The sequence below is a fragment of the Microcoleus sp. Pol7_A1 genome (assembly GCF_036701085.1).
Classification (GTDB): domain Bacteria; phylum Cyanobacteriota; class Cyanobacteriia; order Cyanobacteriales; family Microcoleaceae; genus Microcoleus; species Microcoleus asticus.
In genome coordinates this window covers 1-26,446 of the sequence record NZ_JAUBQD010000026.1, presented here as the reverse complement: position 1 = coordinate 26,446, position 26,446 = coordinate 1, and the positions used below count along the sequence as shown (strand labels likewise).

The window sequence follows — 26,446 nt, the reverse complement described above, 5'->3', positions numbered from 1 at the left end:
CTCATCAAAACTTAGGATAGGAAGCAATTTCTTAAGAATCTCAGCGGCTTCAGCCCGCTTGAGTTTCAACTTACAGGTTTGAATTTAGAGCGAAATCTCGATCGTAAATTCTGCTCCTTCTCCCGGTGCAGAAATACAGCTTAACTTACCCCCGTGCTTTTCCACCACAATCGAATAACTAATTGACAATCCCAAACCCGTACCACTTCCCACCGGCTTCGTCGTAAAAAATGGATCGAATATCTTATTGATTACCGACTGTTCCATGCCCAGACCGTTATCAGCAATGCTCACTACCAAATTCTGAGAATCATTAACTAAAGTCCGAATAATAATGGTGGGTTCTTTGTTCCAGTCAGCACAATCTTTCTGTGCATCTCGCAAAGCATCTATGCTATTAGTGATAATATTCATAAATACCTGATTAATTGCCGATGCGTAGCACTGGACTAAAGGCAATTCACCATATTGTTTAATCACTTGAATCTCTAGAGCTTCACCATTAGATTTCAGCCGATGCTGCAAAATCAACAAAGTGCTCTCAATTCCCGAATGAATATCTACAGGTTTGATTTCCGCTTCATCGTGGCGGGAAAAGTTTCTGAGAGAATTAACTATTTTGCGAATGCGTTCACTGCCAATTTTGATAGAGTTAAGAATTTTAGGAAGATCGTTTTCTAAAAAAACGAGATCGATTAGGGCAGCTTCTGCTTCAATTTCAGATGGTGGGTGCGGATAGTATTTCTGATAAAGGTATAAGAAATTTATGAGATTTTGAACATAGTCTTGCAGATATTTCAAGTTACCATGAATAAAGTTGACGGGATTATTAATTTCATGGGCAATTCCTGCAACTAACTGGCCTAAACTTGACATCTTCTCTGCTTGAATTAGGTGTGATTGCGTTTCCTGAAGTTCACTCAATGCTTGCTTTAAATGTTGTGCTTGAATTTGGGATAAATAGGTCAGTTCTTTCTGAACCTCTAGTGATGCTTGAAGCTCATTTTTCTGCTTAGTTAATTCTTCTGTAAGGCTTTGAACTTCCCGAAGAGCTGTTTGGCTAGTTTGTTGCAAAAACAAAAAATCCGGAGTCAGATCGTGGATTGCAAAGTCTTTCAACTTAACCGCTAATTTCAATAGTAAGCTTGAGTCGGGAATCCACACCGAGCAGATAAAGAGGATCACGTCATCGTCTTTTAGATAGACCATTTGCCCCTTTAATCGTAGAGAGTTATGTTGGGATTCCAGAATAAATAATGATTTGATTTTTTTCTGAATCGTCAAAAAGTCAAATGCGATCGCTGGCTGATGAATTTGAAAATGTCGATCTATCTGTTCACCTAATAATGGTATTTGATGAGTCCGTTGCAATACATCCCCAACTTGGACAATCTCCAGATTTTGATTAAATCCTATATGAAATGGAAATATATCGCAAAACATCTGGGGATTCAGTGTATAGAGCGGCTTAGTCATGAATCACTTACAGTCTATTCTGATCTGTACTCAATACGAAAGGTGTCATGCTCGAATCCTTCTTCACGGGATTGAGTTTGTGTGATATCAACTTCTGTCTGGAAACGATCGCCCAAACCTTTGACTAACCCGACTACCATTGGTGCCAGACCTTCCCGTGTAGAGCGATAATGCAGCTCTATCACATCTTCGGCAACTTCTGTAGATTCAAAAGATGGTGGTCGCAACTTAGGGAATTGCACCCCAATCCGAGTATGTAAATCATCTAGATTTTCGAGGAATTCGGGTAATGTATCTCCAGCCATATCTAGTATTTCTTGATAACCCGCACTAGCAGTATATTTAACCCAGTATTCGCCAAAATCCTGCATAATTTGTGCGCCTGAAAAGCCCAGCACTTCACTAGCAGATTTAACTAGACGATGAGTCAAATCATCCGGATAAGCTTCTAAAATAAGAAATTGCTCGTCTAGGACTTGCGCTTTCTGCTTAATTTTTTCCCAAGTAGCTTCATCAAAATGCTCGCATACCATCTCTTGAATCGCACGATTAATTAAACCATACATTTCAACTTCCTCCACTTATACGGTAATTTATCGTTAAAAAATAAAAACAAATGATATAAAGTCAGTTTCTTGACTGTAGAATTTACACCGATCGAAATTTCGTGTATCATATCACAATTTTATGTGCGATAGATAGTTAGTCATCATTTTGTGTCTTTACCTACATATTTAGTAAAGTTAAATATTTCCACTTAAATATAAAATTGTTGTAGGCTGGGTAGATCCGCCAGAGTTACCTTTGAGGATTTGTTGGGTTGAGCGAGCTCTTACCTCTTTTTTGCCGCAATCACAATAAATCCCTATTAGGGATTGAAACACTGAGGCTGTAGTCTCTCAGGCTTCGACACTGTACGGGTCTTACCAACCAGATATCCCAAAATAGGATAAGGTATTAGTTACTGAATTTTTAGCACCACGTAAATCAACAAATGAGTCGATGTAACCCTGAAGCGAATTCTCCCAGCATCTTAAAAAGCAAGGCGACTAGCACTGTTGGTCGTGGAAAAAAAGCTAATCTCAATACCAACTTGAATTTTTCTACAGGGAGTGACGAATACGTTACTTTATATCTCGGCGATAGTCTCCAGCAATACGACAATTGGGAGCAACCTACTGTCATCGTTTCAGATGGAGCTTACGGTATTCTTGGGTTTGAAGGAGACACGTCTGTTGTAAATTTGCTGTTCTTTGAGTTGTATCTTCTGGCTCTAAAACAAGATAATCCGGCGGATTGTGATAGTGAGTATCTCTAGCTACAGCTACCGATAAACCAGAGACCACACACACATCAAGAATCCGAGGCTTGCTATAGATAATTTTATCAGGTAGCCAAGCCAGCATAGCAACGTGAGTCCGATCAACCTAAAGTGATTCTGACTATCCTTGAAACGTGCTGTTATCTCGGTTGCTAATGGGAACCAGGCTTTAATTTCTAATCCTGGCGTTGGTTGAACTATACCCGCAAAAATAGTATCTGGAAACCCCGGATCTTGCCTCTGCCACGTGCCAAATTCAGCAAACTCATTTTGTTGATTCAAGAATTCAACTGTGTTAAATTCGATAAAATTTCCCACTAACGGTGAAAGTTTGGAGATTACTTGAGAGAGGTTCACCCCTGCATTTACGGTGACAGGTTTAGATACATCTAAAACGTCGAAAGTATGACCCGATAAGCGATCTAGATATTGAGATGCAAGTCTGATTACATCTTGCGTGTTCATATCTCGCTCTCACCAGATGATTCAGATATTTTTTGTGAAATTTTCCTAATAATATCGCAAGGATCTACACCAATTACACGAGCAACTAACAGAAACTCAATTACATCTAACCGTCGTTCACCGTTTTCATATTTGGCTACGAAAGACTGGGGCTTTTTAAGAGATTTAGCAACAGACTCCTGAGTTAGTTGCGCTTCTTTACGAGCCGCAATCATACAGCAACGGAAGGTTTCATATTCATGGCTAAAAACAGATTTCATTATACTTTGGGTTTAGCACTGCATCTCCCCTAGATATAATAAACCTGTTTTTTAATTATCCCAAAAGAGGATATTTAAATCTGTTAAAAATCGATAGTAATGACAATTGCACAAAATTAATCGCAATTCCGAGAGTGGCAGCTATCTCTACTTGCGGCCATCGGTGCTACCATAATTTTTTTTGTCATCCTTGGGCTTAGCAACACCATCAGGTTGTTTCTTTGGCTTTTTGACTTCTTTGTTGCTTTTTCTTTCTTTGGACATGATCGTTCCTCAATTTTGACTCAGCATAACATAGATTGACACATCTGCCTAACTGCCAGTAGAGGGGGCGATCGTATACAGATATTACTCGCTGTTAGTTTTGTACAATCTGCTGTATATTATCCCCTAGGTTTTGAGCGAATAGCCTCTACCGTTAGGTCGATCGATAAATCCCTCAGAAGTACAATGTCTGAAAATTACTTTTAACCCCGATCGACTCCTAGAATAGCAGCTACACAACAGAGAATAATTCTCGCTTATTAAGCTGTTCCATATCTAATTTTAATGAAAAATGACAGTAGATAAAATATGGAGCTTCGACTAGGCCAGCCTTCGCCACACCTGGCGCGAACACAACGAACAAATTTGCAGTCTTAGTTCAAAAAAGCTGTTCGCCACAGTTGACAACAAGGAGATTAATTTTTTATAAATAATGGAAAACTTTGTCAAGAAATTAGTAATTTTTTAGATGGTAGCCATAACACATAAGCATATTGGTGTGTAGATGGATACTACGAGCATCTATAATCAATGCACGACAGAAGTAAAAAAGGTAATTATACAAAAGTTACCAATAAATATATAGAGTTGTTAATGCAAGACTTCTGATAGCTTTTGAGTGCCAACCTTAGAATAATGGTTTCAGGGCGATCGTATAAAAGCAAGCAACGCTTGCCGAGGCACAAAAGCTTTCAACGGAAAATCAAGCGTTTCAGACTACGGCATAAAAACTTTCTGGACTATTGAAAAAGAACAAAGTATACTTAAAAATATAAAGTTAATTTTCAGCTTTCTTTAAAGTGCGATCGCATCCGTTCCGTGTGATATAAAATACTTATAAAAAGTGAGTATTTATAGATAAATTTCCCCTATTAGGAATCTGACAACTATGGAAGTAACCGAGCTGCTCAAAGAGTACGAAAATGGAAACAGAGACTTTGCTGGCGCAAACCTCAGCGGAGCAAACCTCAGCGGAGCCATCTTGGTCGGGATAAATCTTTCGAGGGCTAACCTGTCGGGAGCTAACCTGAGTCGGGCGCATCTGACCAAAGCAGAACTCAACGACGCAAACCTTTACAGAGCAAATCTGAGTTTTGCCAAAATGGGCCAAGTCAGACTAGCGGACGCAGAGCTAACGAAAGCCAATCTCAGCGGAGCTTTCCTCGTCAAAGCGAAACTGCCCAGGACAAAGTTGAGTGGTGCCCAACTCATAGGTAGCAACCTGCGGAGTGCCATCCTCTGGAACGCCAATTTGTGTACAGCCGATATGCAATTCATCAACCTGCGGGGCGCGAATCTCACGGGAGCAAACCTCAACTGGGCAAACTGCGGGGGGGCAAAACTTAGCGGTGCAAGGCTTTTTGGCGCTCAACTAACAGGCATCTATCTCAGGAAAGCTTACATCAACGGCATCGACCTGAGCAGGACGGATCTCAATGGCGTCAACCTGAGCGAAGCCAAACTGAACGGGGTAAGCTTGGAAGGCGCGAACTTGTTAGCTGCCAATCTCAGCGGGGCTCAGTTGCGGGGCGTCAAGTTGATGGGAGCAGATTTAACTAGGGCAAATCTGGTGGGAGTTTCTTTGGTGCAGGCAAACCTCGATTGGGCTAGGCTGTGCTATGCAGACTTGAGCGAAGCCGATTTGAGCGGGGCCACATTCATGGGGGCCAACTTTGAGGGTACTCAGTTAGGCGGATCGACAATGCCCGCATCTGTGAGCCATGATGCCTACTTACCTGCGGGGGGTGGTGTCCCAGCTTAGTCAGCGGCAAAAATCAATCTCGCATCCGAGTCGGCGGCTCTGGCATTGGTTTAACTTTTGATGCAGATATCATTACTTTCGTGAGAGTGCTGCACCGGCAAGAAATTCACCCATATTTGCGAAAGTTTGTAACCTCACAATTGAGCTCACCCAATTAATTTCGCGACTCGCAAAGCAGAGGTAATAGCTCCTTCGTGCAAACCATTCCCCAAATAAGCTCCCGCATGATAAGTGTTGTTCTCGCCATTAGTCTCGATAACTTCATCTCGATATCGAAAAGACTCGACAGTGTACAGCGGCGTGTGATGTTTCTGAATGTGAATAATGTCCTTTTTGGCGATCGACTCCTCCAGTTGAAACGCTAAGCTGTACTCTCGTGGCGAGGAGATGCCGCAAAGCTGATTCAAGCTAGCATTATATCCCCATCCCTTGTCAGTCTCGAAAAAATCAAATTCTGATAAATTGCGGATACCGTAGCGATCGTACATTGATGTATCCGAATGCAGCACAGTCGTTGCATAATTGCCTTTCCACGCCGCAAACCGCTTCGTTTCCGCATCCGTCGGATCGGACAACAGCCTCATCACTTGGTCTGGTGGCATCGCAAAAACCACCTTATCGAATTCCTGACTCTCCCCATTAGAAAGCACAATTTGTACAGCATCAGCACTTCTGAAAGTCTGGGCAATCTCCACATTCAGTCGTATATCGCCCTTAAACCGCTCCAGAATCTTTTCAATGTAAGAATACACCCCGCCTTTAATCCTCACCCAGTTGACCGAGGCATATTCGCGCAGAACAGGCAGCGCTAATTCCGACGGAAAATTGTCGAGCGATTCAAACGGTATCGAGTAGCTGTACATCGTCAGCAACTTCAGCCAATAATTGCGGATGTTGGAGTTTTTCAAACTCTGAGAAAGCGGCACATCGTAGAAATCGTGCTGTTTAGCCAACCGCATTTTTAAAATAAATGCAGCCGAACGAGCGTAGATACTATCGAGCCGCAAATACTCGATCAGGCGTTGGATTCCGGTAAAATTTTTCCGGATCGAGACCTTAGACAAAAAGTGATCGCCATCTTTAAGAAACAGCGCGGAACCAATCTGCACGGGTTCTAATTCAACGCCTAGCTCCTGCATAAAAGCCACGAAATTGTAAAACACAGTGGGAAATTCCAGCACCCCATTTTCTAATATTTCATTGCACTGTGATTGATTGGGCGCAACATTTTTGTTGAGCGTCCGAATGTGTCCGCCTAAAATCGGCTGCCTTTCCAAAACAGTGACGTGATGCCCCTGTTTATCGAGCCAGTAGGCTGCTGCCATACCGCTAGCTCCGCCCCCAACAATTGCAATTCTCATAGTTCACTCCTAGATTGATAGAAGGAAGAAGGAAGAAGGAAGAAGGAAGAAGGAAGAAGGAAGAAGGAAGAAGGAAGAAGGAAGAAGGAAGAAGGAAGAAATTCTAGTTTCCAGGTTCTACCTGGAAACGCATTTCAGTCTTGCTGTGCATCGTCATTTTTAAGAGGAGGCAGAGCCTCCAGAAATTCATTCCTTGGCAGAGCCAAGGAACGAGATAATGAGAGCAGAAACAAGAGATTTTTAAGAGGAGGCAGAGCAAGTGTGAAATTCATTCCTTGGCAAAGCCAAGGAACGAGAGAAACAGGAAAATAACCAATGGCCAATTTTCCTTAGCCTAAAATCGCATCGCCGGATAAACGTTGATAAAGCAGCGCCCCCGTCCAAAATGTCGGCGCAAAGCCTGGATAGCCCGAGGAGGCGTTGCAGAAATAGAAATTGTTGAGCGATGTTTCATGATTTAGCCGATCGACCCCCATGTTGCGGGGCGTCAGGCTGGAACCGTAGGAATTACCGTTAGGACACCAACAGAAACGCTCGTTAGTCGTCGGACTTCCGGTAATATGAAAGACCATGTGTTTGCGGAAATTCGGAACATAGTCTTTTTCAACAACATCTAAAATCGAGTCCAGAATCTCTTGTTTCTTGTGTCTGTAAGCTTTGCGATCGCTCTCCCAAAGTTGTTTAAAATAGCTGTAATTAGCAACAGTGAGAAATTCGACAATTTGACAATCTTCTGGACAATCCCGCCGCGCTTCCGTTAGTAAAGTTGGCGTTGTAATTGCAAAACTCGGACGAGAAAAATCATTTCGATCGTACATTTGAGCAAAAGCTTCATTTAGATCCAGGTGTTCGGAATGAAACGTATTCCACTTGCCAAATCCATAGTCTCGGAGATCGATATCTTTGACAACGCAGTACACCATGTAGTTAGATGCAGAATACTCATAGTTGAGTTTCCGCCGCACAGTTTTAGAGAACAGTTCCTCTCCAATCATCTTGGCCGCTCTTTTCGGGTCAAGGTTGCAAATCACCGTGTCGCCCGTGAATTCATGGGTTTGATGGGTGGTCAAATCCATCGCTTCAACTCCCGTTACTGTTCTGTTTGTCACCCTGAAATTCGTGACTTCATGGTTTAATAGAACTTTCCCGCCGTTGGATTCAATGACCTTAACTAAAGAATTGATGACATCTTCAAAATGCTGCGTCGGGTAAAATGCACCTTCTTGATAGCCTCTAAACAAGGCAATCCAAGCATAGAAAGAAAGCTGATTTGGCGGCAGCAAAAAGTCCGGCCATTGCAGGGCTAATAGGGTTTGGGCGGCTTGCGGGAGTTGGAACTTGTCGAAAACGTCTTGAAGCGTGCTGTTGAGGTGTTGGACAGCACAGAATACGTCACCGAAATTTTTGAGCAATTCAATTGGTTTGACGGGAGGAGCGAGTTTTCTGAGTCCCTCGCCGGTTTTCTCGACTTCGTTGACGAATTGGCGAATTCTCTCGCCCGCTTCGGGAAACAGCGCCGACAATCTGCGGATCAGTTCCTCTGGTTCCGAGGGAATATCCAGCGCATACCCAGGCATTCTCATGTGGTCGTAGCCATTCGGATCGTACCGTTCAAAGGTGACATCTCGATCGAGACCGAGTTTTTTGAGAACTCGATTGACTGTATGTCCTTCGCCGCAGTCCCAAACGTAGTGGAATTGGGCATTAAACGTGTATTTGTTGGCCATCGTAAAGGTGTGACCAAAACCTCCCGGATGTTCGTGAGCTTCGAGGATGTGTACGGTTTTGCCGGAGTTTGCCATCAAAGCTCCGAAAACCAGTGCTGATAAACCACTGCCGACGATGAGGTAATCTGTTGTCATGGGAAATTTCCTCGATCGATTGAATGGGGCGATCGTTGTCTATTTAAACTAACTATCAATTCTGAGAAAATTCTGAAGTCCAGCAACAATTTTTTGAGGCGCGCTGGTTTAAGGATTGTATTAAAGTCTGAGTACGGTTGCTGTTAAGCTTAATCAAGCTGTTGCGGATAGAAATTATAGCTGCGGAGGCGGACTGGAAAGCCCGCCACACAAGGGAAGAAACCGGGTTTATACCTGTGTTGGTAACTCTTAAGGCATAGAGTAGCCTACCTAATTAGGACGATTTTAATTAGAGGCGCGCTCGCTTATTTGTGCGGCACAATCACATCAAAAAAAGCATCCTCCAAATCATAGCCAAACATCTGCGACATGGCCATCAACTTCGATTTACTGGGGATTCCCTGCTGATTCAACCAATCAGTCAACACAAAAATTTTGTTCATCAAAAACATTTCCAAAGCTTCAGGATTGTACTGAATACCTTGGGTTCGGTGGAACTGGTGCGGCACCAACATCGCGGCATAGCGCGCCAATTCTCCCGCTTTCCAATCCAGCAAAAATGGCAGCCAAGGGTAACAAGCATCCAAGCGAATAAACCACAGCCGCACTTCGGGAATTTCTGAAATTTCTCGCGGATCTAACTCTTCGCGGGGATACTCAATTTCAAATTGTAGCTGTTGTTCGTTTTGGGCGATCGCTCCTTCTGCCAGCCACTTTTCGATCGCAGTCCGCACCGGAGACAAATCTAAACTGTTTATGCGATCGGCATTGATCGAAATCATAATACTCATAAAATGTCAACTGATTTTATATTTTAGATTGCTTGCACCGATGGATTCGCGGGCAAGAGACCCAATTGCTTGATTGTCAACTGGATAGCATTTAGCGATCGTACCATCAGTCATTAACATTGTATAGCAGAATGAATAAGGAATAAGGCAAATGCAATAAAATCAAATTTTTTAGCCTTTACCTATGATAATAAGGCTTCTCTCAAAGGTTGTCTTACACTACCACAATAATAAAAATGCGCCTACTAAAATCCGGTGAATCAGCATTGATTAAAGCTCTACTTATGACCAACTATAAACTTGCTGAAGTAATAATACCAACACTAAACACTGCGCTTGTTGAGGACATGGACGATGGTGGGATGGGTAGCCTCCGCTTCAAATCCTGCGCTGCTAATTCAGACAGAAGGCTTGGGAGAACAGTCGCTGAAGCTGAATTTTTAGATGAGGATGGAGTTCCTGTATCTGTCGAATTGAATTTAGATGAACATAGTCAACTTTTTGAGCTTGATGTTTGGAAATTTGATTATTCTCCTGTGTCTAGATTGCCAGACCTGGGACAAGTTGTAATTAAAGGAAGAATCTAATAAAGGCGATCGCACTTTCGATGGTGTTGCCAATTTTTGATATTCTTCGCTTCATTCAGAATGACCTAATTTAGGTTGTTAATGCTTCTAGGAATAAATTAACGCTCGCCATCGCTAATAACTAATCACTATTTCTCGACTTGATGAGCCTTAATTTCTAACTTCTTTCGTTGTCGGTCCACAAACTCCGCTATAGTTTTTTTCCTAATTTCTATCTCCTGAAAATCCACCACACAACTAGCTGTTTTTAGTTCAACTGCTAAGGATTCAGTAATATCGATAATTTCCACCCAGCTAGCACATTGATAATCTGACTCTTCATGTTGTTCCAAATCTGTCTTTGAACTCTTCCCATTCTGCCCAATACACTCCTGGTGGGAAGTTGCCATGGTCATCAAATTCTGGAATCCTACCCTCATACCTTTACACTGTAACACAATTTTATTGTCAGTTTTTAATGACTGTTGATTTCCTCAGCATACCTTAATCGTTGGGGTAAATAACCAGGATTTAGTATTATACCTAGAATATCCTGTAACTAATTATCCATTTTTTCCAAACTTGCTATCTTGCAAAGAATTACCAATCCCCTGGATAATTCCCCGCCCGATCAAACCAATTCCCCGCCCTATAACCTGAGTCAAAACGTAAACAACCCCAGCACCCAACAGCGAAATAACCGCGCGAACTCTAGGTGCGATCGCATCCCTGGTTTCCAGCAGCAAAGTCAAGGCTAACTGCCACCCATAAAGCTGTGCTAACTCCAGATTTCGCGGAGCATAAATAGAAATTCTCTTAATTCCAGAATCGCCCAAAACAAACAGCCAAAACCTGCTTTCAAAAATAGCTTTCGGCTCCACAAAATAGCTATCCCAGCGATATCTCCACGACAAATTATTGCGAAACCGCTCAATTTCTCGTGTCGAAATCAAGTTACCATCGTAAAAGATTTGCTTGATTTCCTCAATATTCGCCAAATTATTTAGTAGAGGCTGTACCACTCCGCTAGCAACTTGAATTGCCAAATTTTCTAACAAAGCTTCAGCTCGCTGCATCGCTTCCGGGCTGCCAGCAACACAAGAAACATTGTCAACTGTTAGAGGAATTTCAAATAGCAAATGTGCAAACAAATCAACTGTCATCGGTATTCTGTCAAGGATTTCTGCTCCAACTACATCAGCATCGGCCAGCAGCACCGGCACAACTTCTACGCCGCTGCCTGCCAAGATATCAGCAGCATGTCCCCCTTGAGTTTCTGCCAGTTTCAATCTGGTTTGACTGCCATCAAAAACCCCAGTTTCTCCCGTTGGCAGTGTATAGTATCTGCCAAAAAAATCTATAATTGTCGCCTCCCACAAATCCCGTAAAATAGCAGGCATTTTTTGCGACAATTGAGTTTGCTGCACTTGCGAAAAGCGCAATTCCTCCAGCAAATCCTGTAACTTTCGCAGGATGGAACTCATCAATTCGCGCTTTTTGGTCGATCGCAAAATATCGATTTCCAAAGGCAAGCCAGTCAAATTCACCAAATCCAACTCCAATTTAGCTGCCGCCGAGTCAAACAAGCTAGCTTGCCAATTAGTTACAACCGCCAAAGATTCAGCCGAAACTTTGGAATTCGCTACTTGCAATTGAGAACTATTTAACAAATTCTCCCTTCTTGCTTCTCCCGTCTTCCTTCTCCCGTCTTCCTCTTCATTCTTTCCTCCAACCTCTTCCCTTAAGCCACCTCCGTTAAATCCGTTGCCGAACTTGCTCCTTCCCTCTGCCTTCTCCCCTTTTCCTTCAAATAATAACTGACTGACAATCCAGCGAGCGGCAAGCAATTCCCTGCGGCGCCCGCTGAGTACAACCCCATCTAAAATAGAGGGCAAATCTGTCGGATCTGCGGCTCTAACCTCTTGCAAATCAGCTTTGACAACCGCCAAAGCTGCATCTATTTCCCGCAGTCCAGACAGACAAAAATAAGCCAGCATTTTTTTGTGTACTGGCGTATCAACTGTCGGCTCATCTGCATTTTGATCGGCAATTGCTGCCGAGTTTTCTACTGTTTGAACAACCGCTGCATTTAGTTCTATTTCCGGGTTAGTTGCCGCATCCGTCGCCCAATAAGTGTGGCCGGATGCCACCGCGCGAATAGCTTCCATTGTCAGGGAAATATCTCTACCTTTAGGACAATAGCCATTCGCGCCGGCAGCTTGTACCTCCGCCAACTGCTCCGGTGTCAGCGGCCCGCCTAGCAGCAACAGTGGCAGGTTGGGGTACAAATTTTTGAGTTCGCGACAAAATTCCAGCGCCTCTGTTTGACCCGATCGCCAATTTAAAGTCTCAACAGCCAAAATGGCCAAATCAGCAGGCTTCTTGGCTGTTCCAGAGTCTATCGAGCGAGCTTCTAGAATCCCCAAAGCCTCGGTTTCCGTTGAAACCTCTGCGACAACTTCCAAGTCTGGATACTGCTCGCAAGCAACTCGCAGCCCCAGCCGGAAAATGGGGTCGCCATCGATCGACAGCAGTTGGAAATTACTCACTCGATTTTACATTTGAGATTTTAGAGTTCGATCGCGCCAAAACCCAATTACTCGGGGATCAAATTACCATCAGGAGGCCCAGCCGATTCAGGAATCGAGGGCGGCGCGGGTTCCGGAGCTGGAGCCGGAGGAGCAGGTTCCGGAGCCGGAGCCGGGGCCTCTTCTCTCGCGGGCGGATAGTAAGGTTCCGGCTCCCTCGCGGGCGGATAGTAAGGTTCCGGTTCCGGCTCTCTAGCAGGCGGATAGTAAGGTTCCGGTTCCCTTGCGGGCGGATAGTAAGGTTCCGGCTCGGGAGCCGGGGCCTCTTGGCTCGCGGGCGGATAGTAAGGCTCGGGAGCCGGAGCCTGCTCGGCAGGAGGCGCGTACTCCTCTTGTCGGGGAGCCGGCGCGTACTCCTCCTGTTGCGGAGCCGGCGCGTACTCCTCCTGTTGCGGAGCCGGCGCGTACTCGCGAGCGGGTTCCGGCGGCGGTGCACTGTTGGCTCTAAGTTCAGCACTCCAGCGCCCGATCGCACCTGCAGCCTCTGAATACAGCGCCCTACCGTAACCGATTTGGGAAGCCGTATCGATCGCCGCTCCTAGACTGCCTTGAGACGCCAATTCCGAAGCTCGATCCAGAATCGGTCGGTCTTGAGCAACTTGCAGTTCGCTCACCCACTGATAGACATTATCCTGAGCTTTGGCGTACAAAGTCCTACCGCTCTTAATTGCCGAAGCTTTTTCAATAGCAGCGCTAAGTTTTCCTTGCTTCGCCAGGGCGATCGCTTCATCCAAAAAAGGCTGATCTTGAATAACTTCTATGCGTTTCGTCCACTGAGCCAAAAGAGTTTGCGCTTCTATTCTGCGGGGACGGTTTTGAGCGATCAGAACTACCTGAGCGATGCCGCCCTTGAGTCCTTCAACCGTTTGCGGTTCTGCCAACTGCTTCGCCAGGGTCAGAAAAGATTGGTCTTCGATCCGCTGAATTTCCCGGCGCCAAGTAGCCACCAAAGTTTGAGCGTGAACCCGCCGCGGCTGCTTGAGTCCGATGGTTTGCGCTTGCTCGATCGCCAGTGCAAAAGTCCCTATCTGACCGACACTAGCGATCGTACTCGCCACTTGCAGCCGCAGCAGATCTTGAAACTGCACCTGCAAATTTTCAATTTGAACTTGAGCTTGCTTGTACAGAGGGCGACCCGGAGCAATTTGGCTAGCAGCCCCCTGCCCTTCGAGCAAGCTAAAAACGTGTTGCGGCAGCGGAGTTGATATCGACTGGTTCCAGGTCACTGCCTGAGCTCTACCCAACTGCATCAAATCTTGAGCTTCCGCAAACAGCGGGGAATCCTGCGGCACCACAGAAGCCGCCTCGATCGCCCCCGGCAGGTCTTTCGCCCCCAACCGCTTAGTAGCCATTGCCAGCAAAGTCCGGCTCCAGCCCTCAATTTCCTTCTCAGCTTTAGCGCGGGCAAAAAGCTGCGAGTCTATTTTACGAGCCAGGACGATCGCCTCAGCGAACTTTTGCGGAGTTCCGTCCTGCGCCAAATCTCTAGCCTCTTGCAAGCGCTGCCAGCCGTTTCTTTCCAAAGAAATCTGCTGGATCAGCTCGTTGTACCGTTTCTGACTCCAGAAAACATTTTCCAGCTTAAACAGAGCTTGAGCATAATCCCACGCCTTCCTTAAATCCTCGCTTTTCAAAGCTCCTAGGGCTGTATCGTAGAGTTTTTGGCCCTCCTGCCAATTTTTTTCCCAAGCAGTCACAGCCTCCTGTACCTCTGGGTAAGACGGACTGGTTTTCGGAATTTTCGCCACAATCTCCAGAGCGCCTTTCAAATCGCCCAGCTCAATTTTTGCCCTGGCAAATCCCAGAATAGCTTTCGACCATTCTCCTATCAAATGTTGACCCTGGGAGTATAGCGGATGTTCTTTCGGCCAAGCCTGCACCAGCGCCATTGCCGATTCTAGCTGTTCTAGCTTGCCCGACTTAGCTGCTTGCTGAGCGCAGTAAAGTCGCTCTCCATCCGCTGCCAGTGGCGACAGTTGCTGGCAATTGGGCGGCGGCGGCATCGTCAGCAACCACAGAAATGCAGCGGCCCCCGTTACTCCAAATCCCACCAGGAGACTCAGCCAGATAAGTTGCCACTGCCAAAAAGTTCTTTTTCCCTCGGTCGGCTGCGCCGTTACTGAGGAACTCGCATCGCCTGTCGCCTGTGCACTGAACTGTGCCGTCGGTTTGGGGGATGGGTTGTATTGCGGTGGTGTGTGGAATTGGTCAGATTGTCGTCTCGCCATTACTTCAGCCTGTCCTGTAATGCGCACTCTTCACGTGACACTCCGACATCAAATCATAGATTGTGATGTCGGCTTCTGACTCCTGTTAAGGAGATCGAGAACTTCCTTCAAGGTACTGGCAATCTTTCCCTCTACGGCGTTTTATAGTGAGGTTCGTGTCTGGCCCCACTGGTTGCTTCTGAGCATTTTCGGTTCTCGAAGCACGTAAATCATACCAGTTATCAAACAGTTATTCACAGATCCCGCGGCAGTTTAGCAAAAAAAACAGTATAAAGCCCCCGTCAGTCGATCAATTTTAGATTTTAGATTTTAGATTTTAGATTTTACTCCGCAGATAAATTTGGAGGGGTTTAAGTAAGGTCTAATCATAAATTTGGGTCATAAATTCCCTTTATTAAGACTCAGCGCTTGAAACCGGAACTAAACACAACAAACTTTCGTCCATTCCAAGCGGACTAAAAAATCAAGGGGGTACAAAAGCCCAATTTTGCCTAAACTATTACGTGTAGCGGGTAGAACTGATTTTTTTTTGTTTAGTCGTATTTATTCCCGATCGCCAAGTTTGGCGATCGAGTTTCACTCTTCTCTAGTGTGCCAAATTCCGGCGGGAGACGGCAAAAAAACCGATCGAGCGCAGCTAAATACTTAAATCATTTTATACGACCGACAGGTCGAGCCAAAAGATCGGTTTTGCTTCCAACAGCAGCGACTTTATCGGTTACGAAGCCTTTGGGGTATCGCTGACACTCGATGCTTGCGCTGCGGACTCTGCCGTTCGATAACCGTAGAAATCTATCCGGTAGTCTACTATTTTGACACCTGTTTGCTGCTGGATTTGTTCGATCAATTCGATCGGCAGTTCCACATGAACGTCGAGAATCTGAGTCGTATCCAGACAGTTGACGTGAGAGTGAGAATCGCTGACATTGCCGTACAAGCGCCCCTCCGAGCGTTCTATGCACTCAATAATCCCTTCTCTCGACAAAGCTTCTAGATTTTGATAAACCGAAGTATGCCCGATCGAATGCGCTTGTTGGTTGAGGCGATCGTAAATTTCGCGAGCCGAGAGGTGTTCTTTTGCCTCCCACAAAAGTTCTAGAATAAATCGACGCTGGCGGCTCAAGCGCATTCCCATCGCCTGACAGCGATTTAAAGCATCTTCTAATGAACGAATTGGTTTCACAGCTACCGCCTTATAAAGCCTGCTCGATTTTTAATTCAGGTACAATATTGCACGCCCACATATTTACTAATTCTAACGCAGGGTTACCAAACAGTAGAAGGTAGAGGGCAAAAATTTCGACTGAGTGAATTTTTTCGAGTTGCTGCTCAACTCAGGCTGCCAGCACCCACCAGAAAATTATCCGCCTCAAAAATATTGCTTTGACTCTATCTTCTACTGCAACAAGTCCTAGTTTGAGGGTGCTCTAAGGGCGTTAACGAGTAACTTGGCGATTTCCGAGAGTTGCTTTTTGTTGAAGGTTTTGAGCAAAAGCTTGACTACCGCCTTGGGTTCGGCGGGAAGTGCTACTTGCTTCGATGCTGCTGCTGGGGCTGTTGGGGCGATTGGCTCTGCTGGTTTTGGGCTTGCTGCCAAAAGTAGCAAATTTTTACTCGGAGCGATCGCCTTGACTTTCCCCCCTTGCACCAAATCCCCAGCTTCTTTGAGTTCTTTGATAATCAGCGGAGCTAAGACTTTATAAGAGTTTTTGGGATTAACGATCGCCGCTCTAGCTGTTTTCACTAAATTTTGCCAAGTCTCAATTTTACCTCCCAGCTTATAGAGGCGAACGCAAACAGCCGTCAACTCGGAGCGACTAGCAACCGATTCTTTCTGCTTGAACACCTGCAACATTTCTTTAAGCAAAGTCATCACTTCAACAGCAAAATTTGCCGGCACAGCGCCCGCTGTTCGAGTGGCGGGCGCACCAGACCCAGCAGCAACCGCCTGCACTTTGCCCGACGCCAATTTATTGAGGTGAGTTTCGAGTTGAGCAAAAACAGGCATCACCTGCTGCACGAGTTTTTCTCCCTCTTCATTCCTCAAGCCGAAAGGCCCCTCCAGTCGCCCCAGCAAGTCCTTAAGCGTATCAACTCCCTTTAAAAATAGGGATTCTGCCGTTTGGTCAACCTGCTTGACGGGCCCGTCCTTGAGCACCTTAAAACAATCTTCCAAGCGGTGAGCGGTTGTTTTAATACTATCTAAACCCAGCATGGCCGCCCCTCCTTTCACGGAATGGGCGGCTCGAAACATCTCTTGGACGCTTTCGGGGTCTTTCATCGTGGACTTCAAATCCACTAAACCATTTTCTAGAGTATCGAGGTGCTCCTTAGCCTCCTCTATAAACAAACGCATAATTCGGTCTTGCTGATCTGACACGACAGTCCTCCTAACAATCTCAGCACCCTCCAGAAAGCACCCTGTTCGCGGGAGAAAACGCGACTCCTGGCTAAAGTCGGAAGCTCCCATGCAAAACATTCTAGCCTGCCTCAGCTAGCAGACTCAAAATATTGGTGTCGGGGCAGTCTTAACTCTAAAACTGGTGCGGTGGAGATTGAGTCTAGAGTTCTGAGGGAGTATCGGGAGCGATTTCAATGCCCATTCCTTCTTTCATCATCTGCTGATCCGTAATCAAATCGCTCAATTCCTTGACTTCGACGCCGATGTTTTGGCAAGCCTGTTTCAGTTCCCGCTCGAAGGTGTTGAGGTCGCCTCCGTAGCCGCAAAGCTCAGCGGCTGTGGCGATTCCTTGTTGGGCGTTAGCTTTGGCGCAGTCGATCAATTCAATGCCTTTGAGGGGTTGGGAGGATGCCATAATTTCAAACCGCAATTTATCTTTTCTCCCACTGTACCTAGAACGTTGAGGTCGATCGATCTATCGAAAGGCATGAAAAAGCGTGGCTGTGCTGCGTGTTACCAACTCATACCTATTTTTTGGGAGTTCCTGCGAAGATGGCAGTAGTTGAGATTTTCTAACCCTAACTGTGCGTAAATTACACTAGATTACTGTGAAAAATGTTTCCCAACCTAAAATGCACTGGGTCTGGAGCGTCCGGCACCGCCTGTTTGTGTCTGTTCTGTTTGCTATGGCAGTTGCTGTGTTGCTGCCGCCTGACTATCTCCCCCTGACTCAGACGCTGTGCATTTGGAACGCGGGCGCGGTCAGTTTTCTGATTTTGACTTGGATGCTGATGCTGCAAGGCACTCCCGAAATGATGCGCCACCACGCTCAGCAGTTGGATGCCGGCCGCTTAACAATCTTAAGTACGATCGTGGCAGCGGCTTTTGCTAGCTTGTTAGCCATCTTCTTCCTGCTGCGCGATACCAAAGGTCTGTCGCCGAATTTGCTATTTCTGCACTTGGGGCTTTCTGTCCTAACAATTGTTGGGTCTTGGATGCAGGTACACACTATTTTCACGATGCACTATGCCCGCAGCTACTACAAAAACCGCAGCAAGCAGCACGGCAGTTACTTGCAGGCGGGGGGTTTGGATTTTCCGGGCGACGAGGAACCAGATTACAAAGATTTCTTATATTTCTCCTTTGGTATTGGCATGACTTGCCAAGTTGCAGACGTGCAGATCACTTCTCGTTCGACGAGGTATCTCGTGCTTTTTCACAGCGTGCTGTCGTTCTTTTTTAACACCGCTATTCTGGCTATGAGTGTCAATATTATTGCGGGATTGACTTGATATGATTCTGTCGCAGATGCTGCGATTTTTTGTTAATTGGCGATCGAGCTTGTTTTAGGGCGCTGCTTATTGCCCGAATTCCAGAGTTAGACGCAAGAAAGTCAGGCTAATCACCAAATTTTGCATAACTCAATAGAAAATGTTAGTTTTCACGATGGAGTTAGCGCGAGGTTAGAGCTCAAAACAAGCTAAAAACAGCTTGGTGTAATACTCTGAGGATACCTATGAAAGCCCTACAGATTCTCTGTAAATCTAAAGTTATCTACTAACTGCTCAAGAAACCTCTCATGACTAAAAGCATACGACTCTTGAACTAGAGATGTGTTCTTCAGTTTAATTGTTTGCTCAATTCTGATCAGAGAATTGAAATAGCACTTATGAAGATAATCTTCTTGAATATAACCCAATAAATCTTCTGCTTTTAATTGGTCTTCCTTCCATAGTTTAAATTTGATAATACTCTTTTTACCTGCATCTGGGTCATAAATATTATATGCATTAAGTAGAATTTCTCCTTTAGAGATGATGTAACAAAGCTCCCGGATTGGTCTGACGCTATGCCCTTGTTCACGTAAACCTGAAAACATTCGATTTCCCATGACAATACATGAACATAATTGGGATGGCAAATTAGGCTGTGTTTTAATCTTCTTTGCTAAATACGTTCTGAAAGGTTCTTGCTGCCATAAATCTTGGAAGCGAGTCAATTGAGTTGCGGCTTTCTGAATGCAATCATAAGTGGTTCTCAATTCAAATACATTACAAGGATGCAAGGAGTTTTTGCATTCAAATATAAATAGGCAATTATCTACAACAGCTAAGACATCTACCTCGCCTTGAGTCCCCTCAAAAGAATATTTTAAATTGGTTGCAAATATTGATGATACTGGTTTTAAGCATCTCTCCATCTCCAGAACAAGTGGATCTGCAGATGATTCTGAATCAAATCTAAAATTAATTGATTGAAGAATGTTTCTACAAAGATCAGAGTTAGTTAAAATTCCCAGAGGTAAAAGTATCCAATCTTCAACATTAATAAATGGGTGCGTTTGTAAATCAAATCTCTTCTTGTCTAATCTCCAAGTAAATAACTCAAAAATTTCTTTTGCCTTTTGTTCTCCCAAAAAACTAGCCAATAAATCTTTGAGTTCATTGGCTTGTAAAACAGGCATAGATCGCCAAAATAACTTAGACTTAAAGAGATTTTTAGAGTCTATATACTCCGTAAGAACGAATAACATAAATGCAAATAACCGTTGTACTTTAATGATATCGAATAATGATAAGCTTTGGGAAACTGGGATTTCATTTACTTTTTTATAGTCAATAAATAAATTAGTTTCAAGTTGTTTGAAAATCATCTCCTCTTCCAAAAAAAGACTGTTACTGTCCAAAAACTTACTTAAAATTTGAGGGTGAAATTGCATGACAATGCGTTTTAAAGGACTGTCTATAATCTTAAATGTAGAGTCTTTAAACTTTTGATAATACGCCTTTGAAAATTCCAATATAGAGGGGGATTTTTCTGTTATTTCTGATAATTCTGACAGAGAATCAAACGAGTTAGCAATTTCTTGCATAGATTGTCTTGTGTAGCCGAGACAACGGCTCATCTCGAACTTTGGGTCAGGTGCTTTTAAAATAATTTTTGCATCATTTTGTATAGCTGTATAACCAAAACTATCTACAAGCACTTCAGACTCTTGAAAAAAAATTAATTTGTTAAAATCCTCTAATTTGTCAAGGTAATATTTATCGTTTAAGCGTTTTTCATTGACTTTATTAATATTTGATTTATCTATAACCTTTTTGTCATGGCTATGATAAAGATAGAAAGAAAAGGCTGAAGCTAGCTCTTCCTTACATACAGAGTAGCGATTAGCGTGGTCTTGTTGAAGATCGTCAAGGAGCCAGAACAATGAATCAACTGCAATTAGGTAACTTTTCATCTCAAGATAATCAACCTCTTTAAGTAAAGCCTTAAATAAGGTTTGAATATTTCTTGAGATGGAAAGAAGCGATTTTATAGATTCAAAGTAAACTTGGCTATCCTGGCTGATGTTTATTTTCCCAGTTTCATTTATCAAAGAATTAAGTATCTGAGATTGGAAATCATAGTTTGAGCATCGAAGTACACCAATTTTTCGTAGTTGCTCTACAAAATCCGCCTCACTTTGTTGTAATCCCGCTCGAAATAAGTCTAAGGCTAGCTTTTGATCTCTGTCTGAGATGGCTTGCTTTAACTTCTGTGCAATTTGCTCAATCTGCTTTTTACTTTTCATTAATTAACTGGTATGGTTGGAGCAACGAAGCTATCATTAATAGTCTTCTAGTGGACTTCAAAAATTGCTGAAAGATTCCTCAAGACATACCATTACATGGCAATGAAATTCGCTCTCTAAAAAAACGCTAAAACCGCCTTTTCAGCGGTTATTTTTCAGCGGTTATGATGCGGCAGTCGTAACGACTACCCCTAGGCTTTGCCTAATAAAATTATAATTTTACGGCATTCAAACGTCAAGACAGCGACAATGAATTGAGCTACCCAGGTGATGGGAAGGAATTTTTAATGCTGATTTTCCCACCCAAAGCCGTGAGCCCTCCATCCCCCGACACTACAGCAAACGGGCGATCGCACGCCCCCGTTCTCCCCATCTCAAAATTTCCTGACATTTTTCTTGCTAAAACGAAGTCATTACGAGTATGATTTAATAACAAGCAAAAAAGAGACCCGCCATGAGGATAGAAGAAATTCCCCTCAACCAGATTCGCCGCCCCCTGCCGCGAGTCAACGACCAAACCAAAGTAGCCGCCCTCATGGAATCCATCCGCGAGGTAGGTTTAAACGAACCCATCGATGTGCTAGAAGTAGATGGTCAGTATTACGGATTTTCCGGCTGCCACCGCTACGAAGCTTGCCAGCGTCTCGGTTTAGAAACTATCCGCTGTAAAGTACGCCGAGCTACCCGTGCCGTGTTGCAGATGCACTTAGCCTGAGCCTCTCAATAGAAATTCACGACAGGCAAAAATTCGATCGCCCAAACCTTTCTAAGATATTCGATCGACAATCACTAATAACAAGCTAAAAACCTATGCCTACCAACAACCACAAACAACATCTTTACCCGACCCGCATCGATATGTCAGCCGCCACCCGCTCTCAAGTAGTCGGGCTGCTCAACGCCACGCTGGCAACGACTCTGGACTTAAAAACTCAAGTCAAGCAAGCTCACTGGAACGTTAAAGGCATGGATTTCTACCAGTTGCACTTGCTGTTTGACGAAATGGCAACAGAACTCGAAGAATACATCGATTTGGTTGCCGAACGGGTCACAGCTTTGGGCGGTTTGGCTGTAGGAACAGCCCGCACAGCCGCCGCAGATTCGATTTTGCCAGAATTTCCTTTCGATATTTTAGACGGCAAAGAATACGTGACGGCTTTAGCCGATCGCTACGCACCCTACGCCAAACACCTGCGAGTCGCCATCGACAAAACAGACGAACTCGGCGATGCCGATACAGCGGATCTGTACACCGAAATTTCGCGGGCCATTGACAAGCGTTTGTGGTTCCTAGAAGCGCATTTGCAAGGTTCTGCGACAACTGCAACAGCCGCCGCCGAAAAAGTTGCCGTCAAATAGCCACAAAAAAAGTTGTGGGGTGGGCGCGGCAGCCCGCCCCACAGATGTATTTCCTTAAGGCTCGTGACAGTTTACGATCGAGAATATGTCCATTTATTAATTTGGATGAGTTTTTCGTGACTGCCAATATTCCAGATTATGCTCCTCAACTGCAACGCCTGATGGAACAGGCGGGGCTTTCGAGCGATCGAGAACTCAGCCAAAAAGCAGGAGTTTCCGAGATCCAGCTAAGTCGCCTGCGTCGCGGCTTAGCTTTGCAAACCCGAGCCGACATCCTGCTCAAAATTAGTCAAGCTTTGCAAATTTCCTTACCCGAACTGCTGGCAACCTTGACGCCTAACTATGTAGAGTTAGAACAGGCACCACCGACAGCCCTAGAACAAGAATATCAGCGCCTGCAAGCTTCGATCGAACAGCAGCGAGAATCTTTGATGCAGGAATTCCAGCTATCTAGCGTGCAAATTTTAGAATCTTGGATGTTGCAGTGGCCGACTGCTGCGAGCAAAGCTCAGGAAAATCACAACTTGCGGGCTCAGAAACTACTGCCCTTGCTGCGGCCCGTCGAGCAGTTATTGGAGCATTGGGGAGTGGAGTCGATCGCCCCAGTCGGAGCCGAGCTACCCTACAACCCCCAACAGCACCAGCTCATGGAAGGAAAAGCCGAGCCCGGAGAACCCGTCAAAGTCCGCTACACAGGCTACAGACAAGGCGACAAACTGCTCTACCGCGCCAAAGTTAGCCGAGTTTGATTAATACCAGAAGGCATTCGGCAGAACAAAGATTGTCCCTATCTCAAAATTCATTCCCGGCGAAGCGCTGCGACTGCGATCGGCGTTAAGATCCGCGAAGATGACCATCTTTTGCACTCAAAACTATTCTCCCGCTCTCAGGCTCTGGCGCTTTCCCCCTCTCTTATTTGGATCGGAGTCCATCTCGCAGCTATACTAGCCTAGTCTGGCTAGAAATTCTGACATTCCCACCGCAAAATATGAGTCCTGTAGTTAAAATTATTCAGCCCTCTGGCATTTTAGACGGCACCAAGGCAAGTCAATTCCGCCAAGAGATTAGCGACCTAGTGGAAGCGGGAGCCGATGTGGTATTGATAGACTTCACTGATGTGACATTTATGGATAGTTCTGGTTTGGGCGCTTTAGTCTTGGCGCTCAAAACAGTCCGGGCCGCTGGGAGTCAATTAGTTGTCTGTTCTATCAACGAGCAAATCCGCATCTTATTTGAACTCACCAGCATGGATCGAGTTTTCGAGATATTTCAGACCCGCGATGCTTTTAATAGCAAAATTCTCTCAACTAACTAAATCTTTGGGCTGCTGCCTTCTTGCTATTTGGTCGCAGATGCAATGCAAGAAGTCAGCTAGCCAAAGTTTACCTTGAGCAAAGACCAATCATCATCAAAAACTGCTTTAGCGTTCAACTTTTGAATGTAGTTCAAAACCAGCTCTAACTGGTCGGCACTTGCACCGTTGTAAGCTGCTAACAGGTCGATGAAAGGGTCAAGCCCCCAGATATTGCCGTCAGGTTGGTGGATCTCGTATACCCCGTCGCTAAAGATGTAGAGAGTGCTCAAATCCTCGACATCGCAGCAATTATCGACATAGGGGGCGTCGGGGAACATCCCGACCGGCATTCCGGGGGTTTTTAATCGCTGGATTTTAGCAGTGCTCGCAGGGGACTGGGAAATCAACACGGCCGGTGGATGGCCGGCGCTAGCATAAACTAGCTGGCGAGAAATGCGGTTGTAAACGCCGTACCAGATGGTGAAATACTTGTCATTTTGGTAGCTCATCTGGAAGGTGGTGTTCAGGGCGCGCAAAACATCGCTGGGTTTGTAATAGTCTATGTTGGGGAGCGTGCGCGATCGCAGCAAATTCAGCACCGCCACAGAAGGCAGCGCCGCCCGCAAACCGTGACCGGCTACGTCGAGCAAGTAAATCGCCAAATAATCGGCATCTAACCAGTTGTAGTCGAAGCAATCTCCCCCCAACTGCCGCGAGGGAATGAATTTTGCTTCGATGCTGAAAGGTTCCGTCATCGGATCTGGCAACAGCGATTGCACGTACTCAGCGGCCTCGGCTAACTCTGCTTCCAGACTTTGCTTGGCTATTTTCAAATCTCGGCTGAGTTGGTGCAGCCTCAATCCCGCGCGTACTCTCGCCTGTAACTCGTTGAGTTCGATCGGCTTCGAGATAAAATCGTCGGCACCTGCGTCGAGCCCTTTGACTCTATCGGCGATCGAACCCAAAGAAGTCAACAAAAAGAATTGTGTAGTTGACAGCTCCGGATCTGCCTTAACTCGACGGCAGACATCTATGCCGGTCAAGCGCGGCATGATCCAATCGCAAATTATCAAGGCCGGACGCAATTTTTGCGCCTGGGCTACACCGTCTTCGCCATTACTTGCTACTGTCACTTCGTAACCCTGTTTTTTCAGGGTTCTTCTCAGCAGTTCTTGAACAGCCGTATCATCGTCAATAACCAGAATTTGAAACATGGGCACTTAGGTACTACAAGTTTTTCAAGGTCTGGGGGTCATTAAAAATATATCCTGTCAGCGCCCTTGTCTGAGATTGAGTATAGTCTATTAACACTCTCAGGTCTTTCATACACGATCAATTCTTCATTCAACGAGCTGACACCGCTTGCGACAGGATTACTCCTGTCTAAGTAGAGGTCGCTCTCTCCAGAAGCCTAAATTCCGGTATGCCCTACCGTACTCAATTAGTTCTTGACTTATAGTTAGGTTTTGTTCAAATGTAGCTTTCCTAAACAGCAACACCGTGTTTGTGTGACCGATCGCTCAACCAATCCAGTTAAGTTTTTATGTTGTTTAGTTATACTCACTTTTAGATCGATTACGATCGTACCACACCCAGCATAAGACGGATAAAAAAGAACACGGGGACTCTTCGTCCCTTGAGACGTTCGGCGCAGCGAGCGTCGAGCCGTCGCTTGGAATCCGGGCCCGATCGGGACAGGGTTTTCAATCTCCCAGAATATTTCTATAACATCGCTTTCCAGGTAAATGCTTTTGCCGGCCAGCCATCAAGTTCAATTTACCTTGAAATTTGAGGCAAATTTTGGTTCGGTTGAACTTCACCCCTAGTTTATACTCAGAATATAAACTTTTATGGACTTTTTTGGGCAGCAGGGACGAATTGACATCTGGGCGGGACTTCTGTTATCGTAAATACCTAATTAGTCGATTTGACATTTATTTTCCTAGCAGCAAAAGCTAGTACGATCGCACTCCCATTCAATTTTGCCCGGTTTTACATGGCAAAAGAGCCGATCGAGAATGTGGAAAATGAGGCTGCCAGTGAATGACTGCGATGGGTGATTTGGGTGGTAGCAGTTGCCGGCCTTTGGGCAAAAAAAGTTAAAAACGTAAAGTAAAGGCAATACAACATTTGTCTCTATTTTATGGAACTATAATTTCAGTGGCAGAGCGTGATTGAATTAAAAGGTTCCAAAAAGTTGCAAGTCCTAAAGAAAGCGGATCTTCAAGTCAATACTGGTCTGAGTGCTTTAGACCGAGTTTTGTCATGGTTTGCACAATTGTACGAGCAGCGAATTCCCACAAGTGTGTGGATACGCTGTCAGTTGGCTTTGGCTGAGGGCTTTACAAATGCGGTGCGTCACGCCCACGAGGGCAAACGACCGGATTTGCCGGTTGACATTGAGGTGGTGGTGTGCACTGAATCAGTAGATATTAAAATTTGGGATTCGGGCGCTGCGTTTGATTTAGAGCAAAAAATTAAAGATATGTCGGAAAAAATCGATCCTGAAGCTTCAGGCGGCCGGGGTCTGAAGTTGATGAAAGACATCGCAGACAGTCTCAGTTATACGAGAACGGCTGATGGCCGGAACTGTTTGTCGATGGTCAAAAATTATTCGCCCTGTATCGACGATCGAAAATAACACTAATATTTTTAGCGGGTAAGGGTTGAGGGTAGCCCCTCAACTTTTCCCTAATAACCCTGCGTGACTGTTAAGCTGCTACGCAGCTTACGATCTTTTGATTTGACTGCACCGCCCTAGACACTGGCAATTCCCATAGCATCGGTATTTCCCCAATTACAGCACTTCCAGATGTTATGAGGTACAGTAGCAGCAATTAGTAAACCAGTTTTTGAGATGTTGAGGATTCATTA

At 45.1% G+C, this 26,446-nt stretch carries 25 protein-coding genes; 9 read left to right on the top strand and 16 right to left on the bottom strand.

The genetic code is table 11. The annotated features are described in order from the left end of the window. Window positions 1-84 precede the first annotated feature (84 nt). Both QUA20_RS16150 and QUA20_RS16145 read right to left on the bottom strand, forming a co-directional pair. Window positions 85-1,476, bottom strand: a complete 1,392-nt coding sequence (locus tag QUA20_RS16150; protein ID WP_333189852.1) for an ATP-binding protein — start codon at window positions 1,474-1,476, stop codon at window positions 85-87. 14 nt (window positions 1,477-1,490) lie between these two features. Continuing rightward, on the bottom strand, window positions 1,491-2,042 hold the full coding sequence (locus QUA20_RS16145; protein WP_333189850.1) for a heme NO-binding domain-containing protein: 552 nt from the start codon (window positions 2,040-2,042) through the stop codon (window positions 1,491-1,493). Between the two features lie 428 nt (window positions 2,043-2,470). Between QUA20_RS16145 and QUA20_RS16140 the strand changes: the two genes are divergently transcribed. Further along, window positions 2,471-2,794, top strand: a complete 324-nt coding sequence (locus tag QUA20_RS16140) for a hypothetical protein (protein WP_333189849.1) — start codon at window positions 2,471-2,473, stop codon at window positions 2,792-2,794. Between the two features lie 6 nt (window positions 2,795-2,800). Here QUA20_RS16140 and QUA20_RS16135 read toward each other — a convergent pair whose 3' ends face one another. Both QUA20_RS16135 and QUA20_RS16130 read right to left on the bottom strand, forming a co-directional pair. Further along, window positions 2,801-3,262: a hypothetical protein gene (locus QUA20_RS16135; protein ID WP_333189848.1), complete on the bottom strand. Its 462-nt coding sequence runs from the start codon at window positions 3,260-3,262 to the stop codon at window positions 2,801-2,803. Next, complete coding sequence (locus tag QUA20_RS16130; protein WP_333189846.1) at window positions 3,259-3,522, bottom strand: helix-turn-helix transcriptional regulator; 264 nt, start codon at window positions 3,520-3,522, stop codon at window positions 3,259-3,261. The genes QUA20_RS16135 and QUA20_RS16130 overlap by 4 nt, the downstream gene beginning before the upstream one ends. 1,153 nt (window positions 3,523-4,675) lie before the next feature. On the opposite strand from QUA20_RS16130, the gene QUA20_RS16125 reads away from it, so the two are divergent. Next, entirely contained in the window at window positions 4,676-5,548 is an 873-nt protein-coding gene (locus tag QUA20_RS16125; RefSeq protein ID WP_333189844.1) for a pentapeptide repeat-containing protein, read from the top strand. A gap of 146 nt (window positions 5,549-5,694) precedes the next feature. Here the strand turns inward: QUA20_RS16125 and QUA20_RS16120 are convergent, their stop codons facing one another. From QUA20_RS16120 to QUA20_RS16110, 3 genes are all read right to left on the bottom strand, one after another. Further along, window positions 5,695-6,909 carry an FAD-dependent oxidoreductase gene (locus QUA20_RS16120; RefSeq protein WP_333189843.1) on the bottom strand — a complete coding sequence of 405 codons (1,215 nt, stop codon included), beginning with the start codon at window positions 6,907-6,909 and terminating at the stop codon, window positions 5,695-5,697. Between the two features lie 329 nt (window positions 6,910-7,238). Next, entirely contained in the window at window positions 7,239-8,771 is a 1,533-nt protein-coding gene (locus QUA20_RS16115) for an NAD(P)/FAD-dependent oxidoreductase (protein WP_333189841.1), read from the bottom strand. A 305-nt stretch (window positions 8,772-9,076) separates the two neighbouring features. After that, window positions 9,077-9,562: a CRR6 family NdhI maturation factor gene (locus QUA20_RS16110; protein WP_333189840.1), complete on the bottom strand. Its 486-nt coding sequence runs from the start codon at window positions 9,560-9,562 to the stop codon at window positions 9,077-9,079. Between the two features lie 236 nt (window positions 9,563-9,798). Here QUA20_RS16110 and QUA20_RS16105 point away from each other — a divergent pair, with 236 nt between their 5' ends. Continuing rightward, entirely contained in the window at window positions 9,799-10,149 is a 351-nt protein-coding gene (locus QUA20_RS16105; protein WP_333189838.1) for a DUF6984 family protein, read from the top strand. Between the two features lie 318 nt (window positions 10,150-10,467). On the opposite strand, the gene QUA20_RS32020 is transcribed toward QUA20_RS16105, so the two are convergent. From QUA20_RS32020 to QUA20_RS16075, 6 genes are all read right to left on the bottom strand, one after another. Further along, complete coding sequence (locus QUA20_RS32020) at window positions 10,468-10,518, bottom strand: hypothetical protein (protein WP_445301468.1); 51 nt, start codon at window positions 10,516-10,518, stop codon at window positions 10,468-10,470. A 173-nt stretch (window positions 10,519-10,691) separates the two neighbouring features. Beyond that, window positions 10,692-12,677: a DUF3685 domain-containing protein gene (locus QUA20_RS16095; protein ID WP_333189834.1), complete on the bottom strand. Its 1,986-nt coding sequence runs from the start codon at window positions 12,675-12,677 to the stop codon at window positions 10,692-10,694. Window positions 12,678-12,724: 47 nt separating this feature from the next. Next, the gene (locus QUA20_RS16090) at window positions 12,725-14,944 is read right to left on the bottom strand and encodes a hypothetical protein (RefSeq protein WP_333189833.1); all 2,220 of its coding nucleotides are present in this window, start codon (window positions 14,942-14,944) and stop codon (window positions 12,725-12,727) included. A 718-nt stretch (window positions 14,945-15,662) separates the two neighbouring features. Continuing rightward, complete coding sequence (locus QUA20_RS16085) at window positions 15,663-16,127, bottom strand: transcriptional repressor (RefSeq protein ID WP_172192055.1); 465 nt, start codon at window positions 16,125-16,127, stop codon at window positions 15,663-15,665. Window positions 16,128-16,355: 228 nt separating this feature from the next. After that, complete coding sequence (locus QUA20_RS16080) at window positions 16,356-17,423, bottom strand: Hpt domain-containing protein (RefSeq protein ID WP_333189830.1); 1,068 nt, start codon at window positions 17,421-17,423, stop codon at window positions 16,356-16,358. A gap of 82 nt (window positions 17,424-17,505) precedes the next feature. Next, window positions 17,506-17,760 (bottom strand): hypothetical protein, encoded by a 255-nt coding sequence (locus QUA20_RS16075; protein WP_172192057.1) that lies wholly within the window; start codon window positions 17,758-17,760, stop codon window positions 17,506-17,508. 193 nt (window positions 17,761-17,953) lie between these two features. On the opposite strand from QUA20_RS16075, the gene QUA20_RS16070 reads away from it, so the two are divergent. Beyond that, complete coding sequence (locus QUA20_RS16070; RefSeq protein ID WP_333189828.1) at window positions 17,954-18,637, top strand: DUF1345 domain-containing protein; 684 nt, start codon at window positions 17,954-17,956, stop codon at window positions 18,635-18,637. Between the two features lie 233 nt (window positions 18,638-18,870). On the opposite strand, the gene QUA20_RS16065 is transcribed toward QUA20_RS16070, so the two are convergent. Next, window positions 18,871-20,919 carry a hypothetical protein gene (locus tag QUA20_RS16065; RefSeq protein ID WP_333189826.1) on the bottom strand — a complete coding sequence of 683 codons (2,049 nt, stop codon included), beginning with the start codon at window positions 20,917-20,919 and terminating at the stop codon, window positions 18,871-18,873. 259 nt (window positions 20,920-21,178) lie between these two features. Continuing rightward, window positions 21,179-21,310 (bottom strand): hypothetical protein, encoded by a 132-nt coding sequence (locus tag QUA20_RS16060; RefSeq protein ID WP_333189825.1) that lies wholly within the window; start codon window positions 21,308-21,310, stop codon window positions 21,179-21,181. Between the two features lie 63 nt (window positions 21,311-21,373). Between QUA20_RS16060 and QUA20_RS16055 the strand changes: the two genes are divergently transcribed. The 4 genes from QUA20_RS16055 to QUA20_RS16040 all read left to right on the top strand — a co-directional run bounded on the left by QUA20_RS16055 (window position 21,374) and on the right by QUA20_RS16040 (window position 23,593). Next, entirely contained in the window at window positions 21,374-21,634 is a 261-nt protein-coding gene (locus QUA20_RS16055; protein WP_190656154.1) for a sulfiredoxin, read from the top strand. Window positions 21,635-21,729: 95 nt separating this feature from the next. Then, the gene (gene dps, locus QUA20_RS16050; protein WP_333189823.1) at window positions 21,730-22,278 is read left to right on the top strand and encodes a DNA starvation/stationary phase protection protein Dps; all 549 of its coding nucleotides are present in this window, start codon (window positions 21,730-21,732) and stop codon (window positions 22,276-22,278) included. A 44-nt stretch (window positions 22,279-22,322) separates the two neighbouring features. Continuing rightward, window positions 22,323-23,027, top strand: a complete 705-nt coding sequence (locus QUA20_RS16045) for a helix-turn-helix domain-containing protein (protein ID WP_333189822.1) — start codon at window positions 22,323-22,325, stop codon at window positions 23,025-23,027. A 239-nt stretch (window positions 23,028-23,266) separates the two neighbouring features. After that, a complete protein-coding gene (locus tag QUA20_RS16040) occupies window positions 23,267-23,593 on the top strand; it encodes an STAS domain-containing protein (protein ID WP_041623653.1) in 327 nt (108 codons plus the stop codon). A gap of 56 nt (window positions 23,594-23,649) precedes the next feature. Here QUA20_RS16040 and QUA20_RS16035 read toward each other — a convergent pair whose 3' ends face one another. After that, window positions 23,650-24,786, bottom strand: a complete 1,137-nt coding sequence (locus QUA20_RS16035; protein WP_190741481.1) for a SpoIIE family protein phosphatase — start codon at window positions 24,784-24,786, stop codon at window positions 23,650-23,652. 983 nt (window positions 24,787-25,769) lie between these two features. Between QUA20_RS16035 and QUA20_RS16030 the strand changes: the two genes are divergently transcribed. After that, a complete protein-coding gene (locus tag QUA20_RS16030) occupies window positions 25,770-26,213 on the top strand; it encodes an ATP-binding protein (RefSeq protein ID WP_333189818.1) in 444 nt (147 codons plus the stop codon). The last annotated feature ends 233 nt before the right edge of the window (window positions 26,214-26,446 follow it).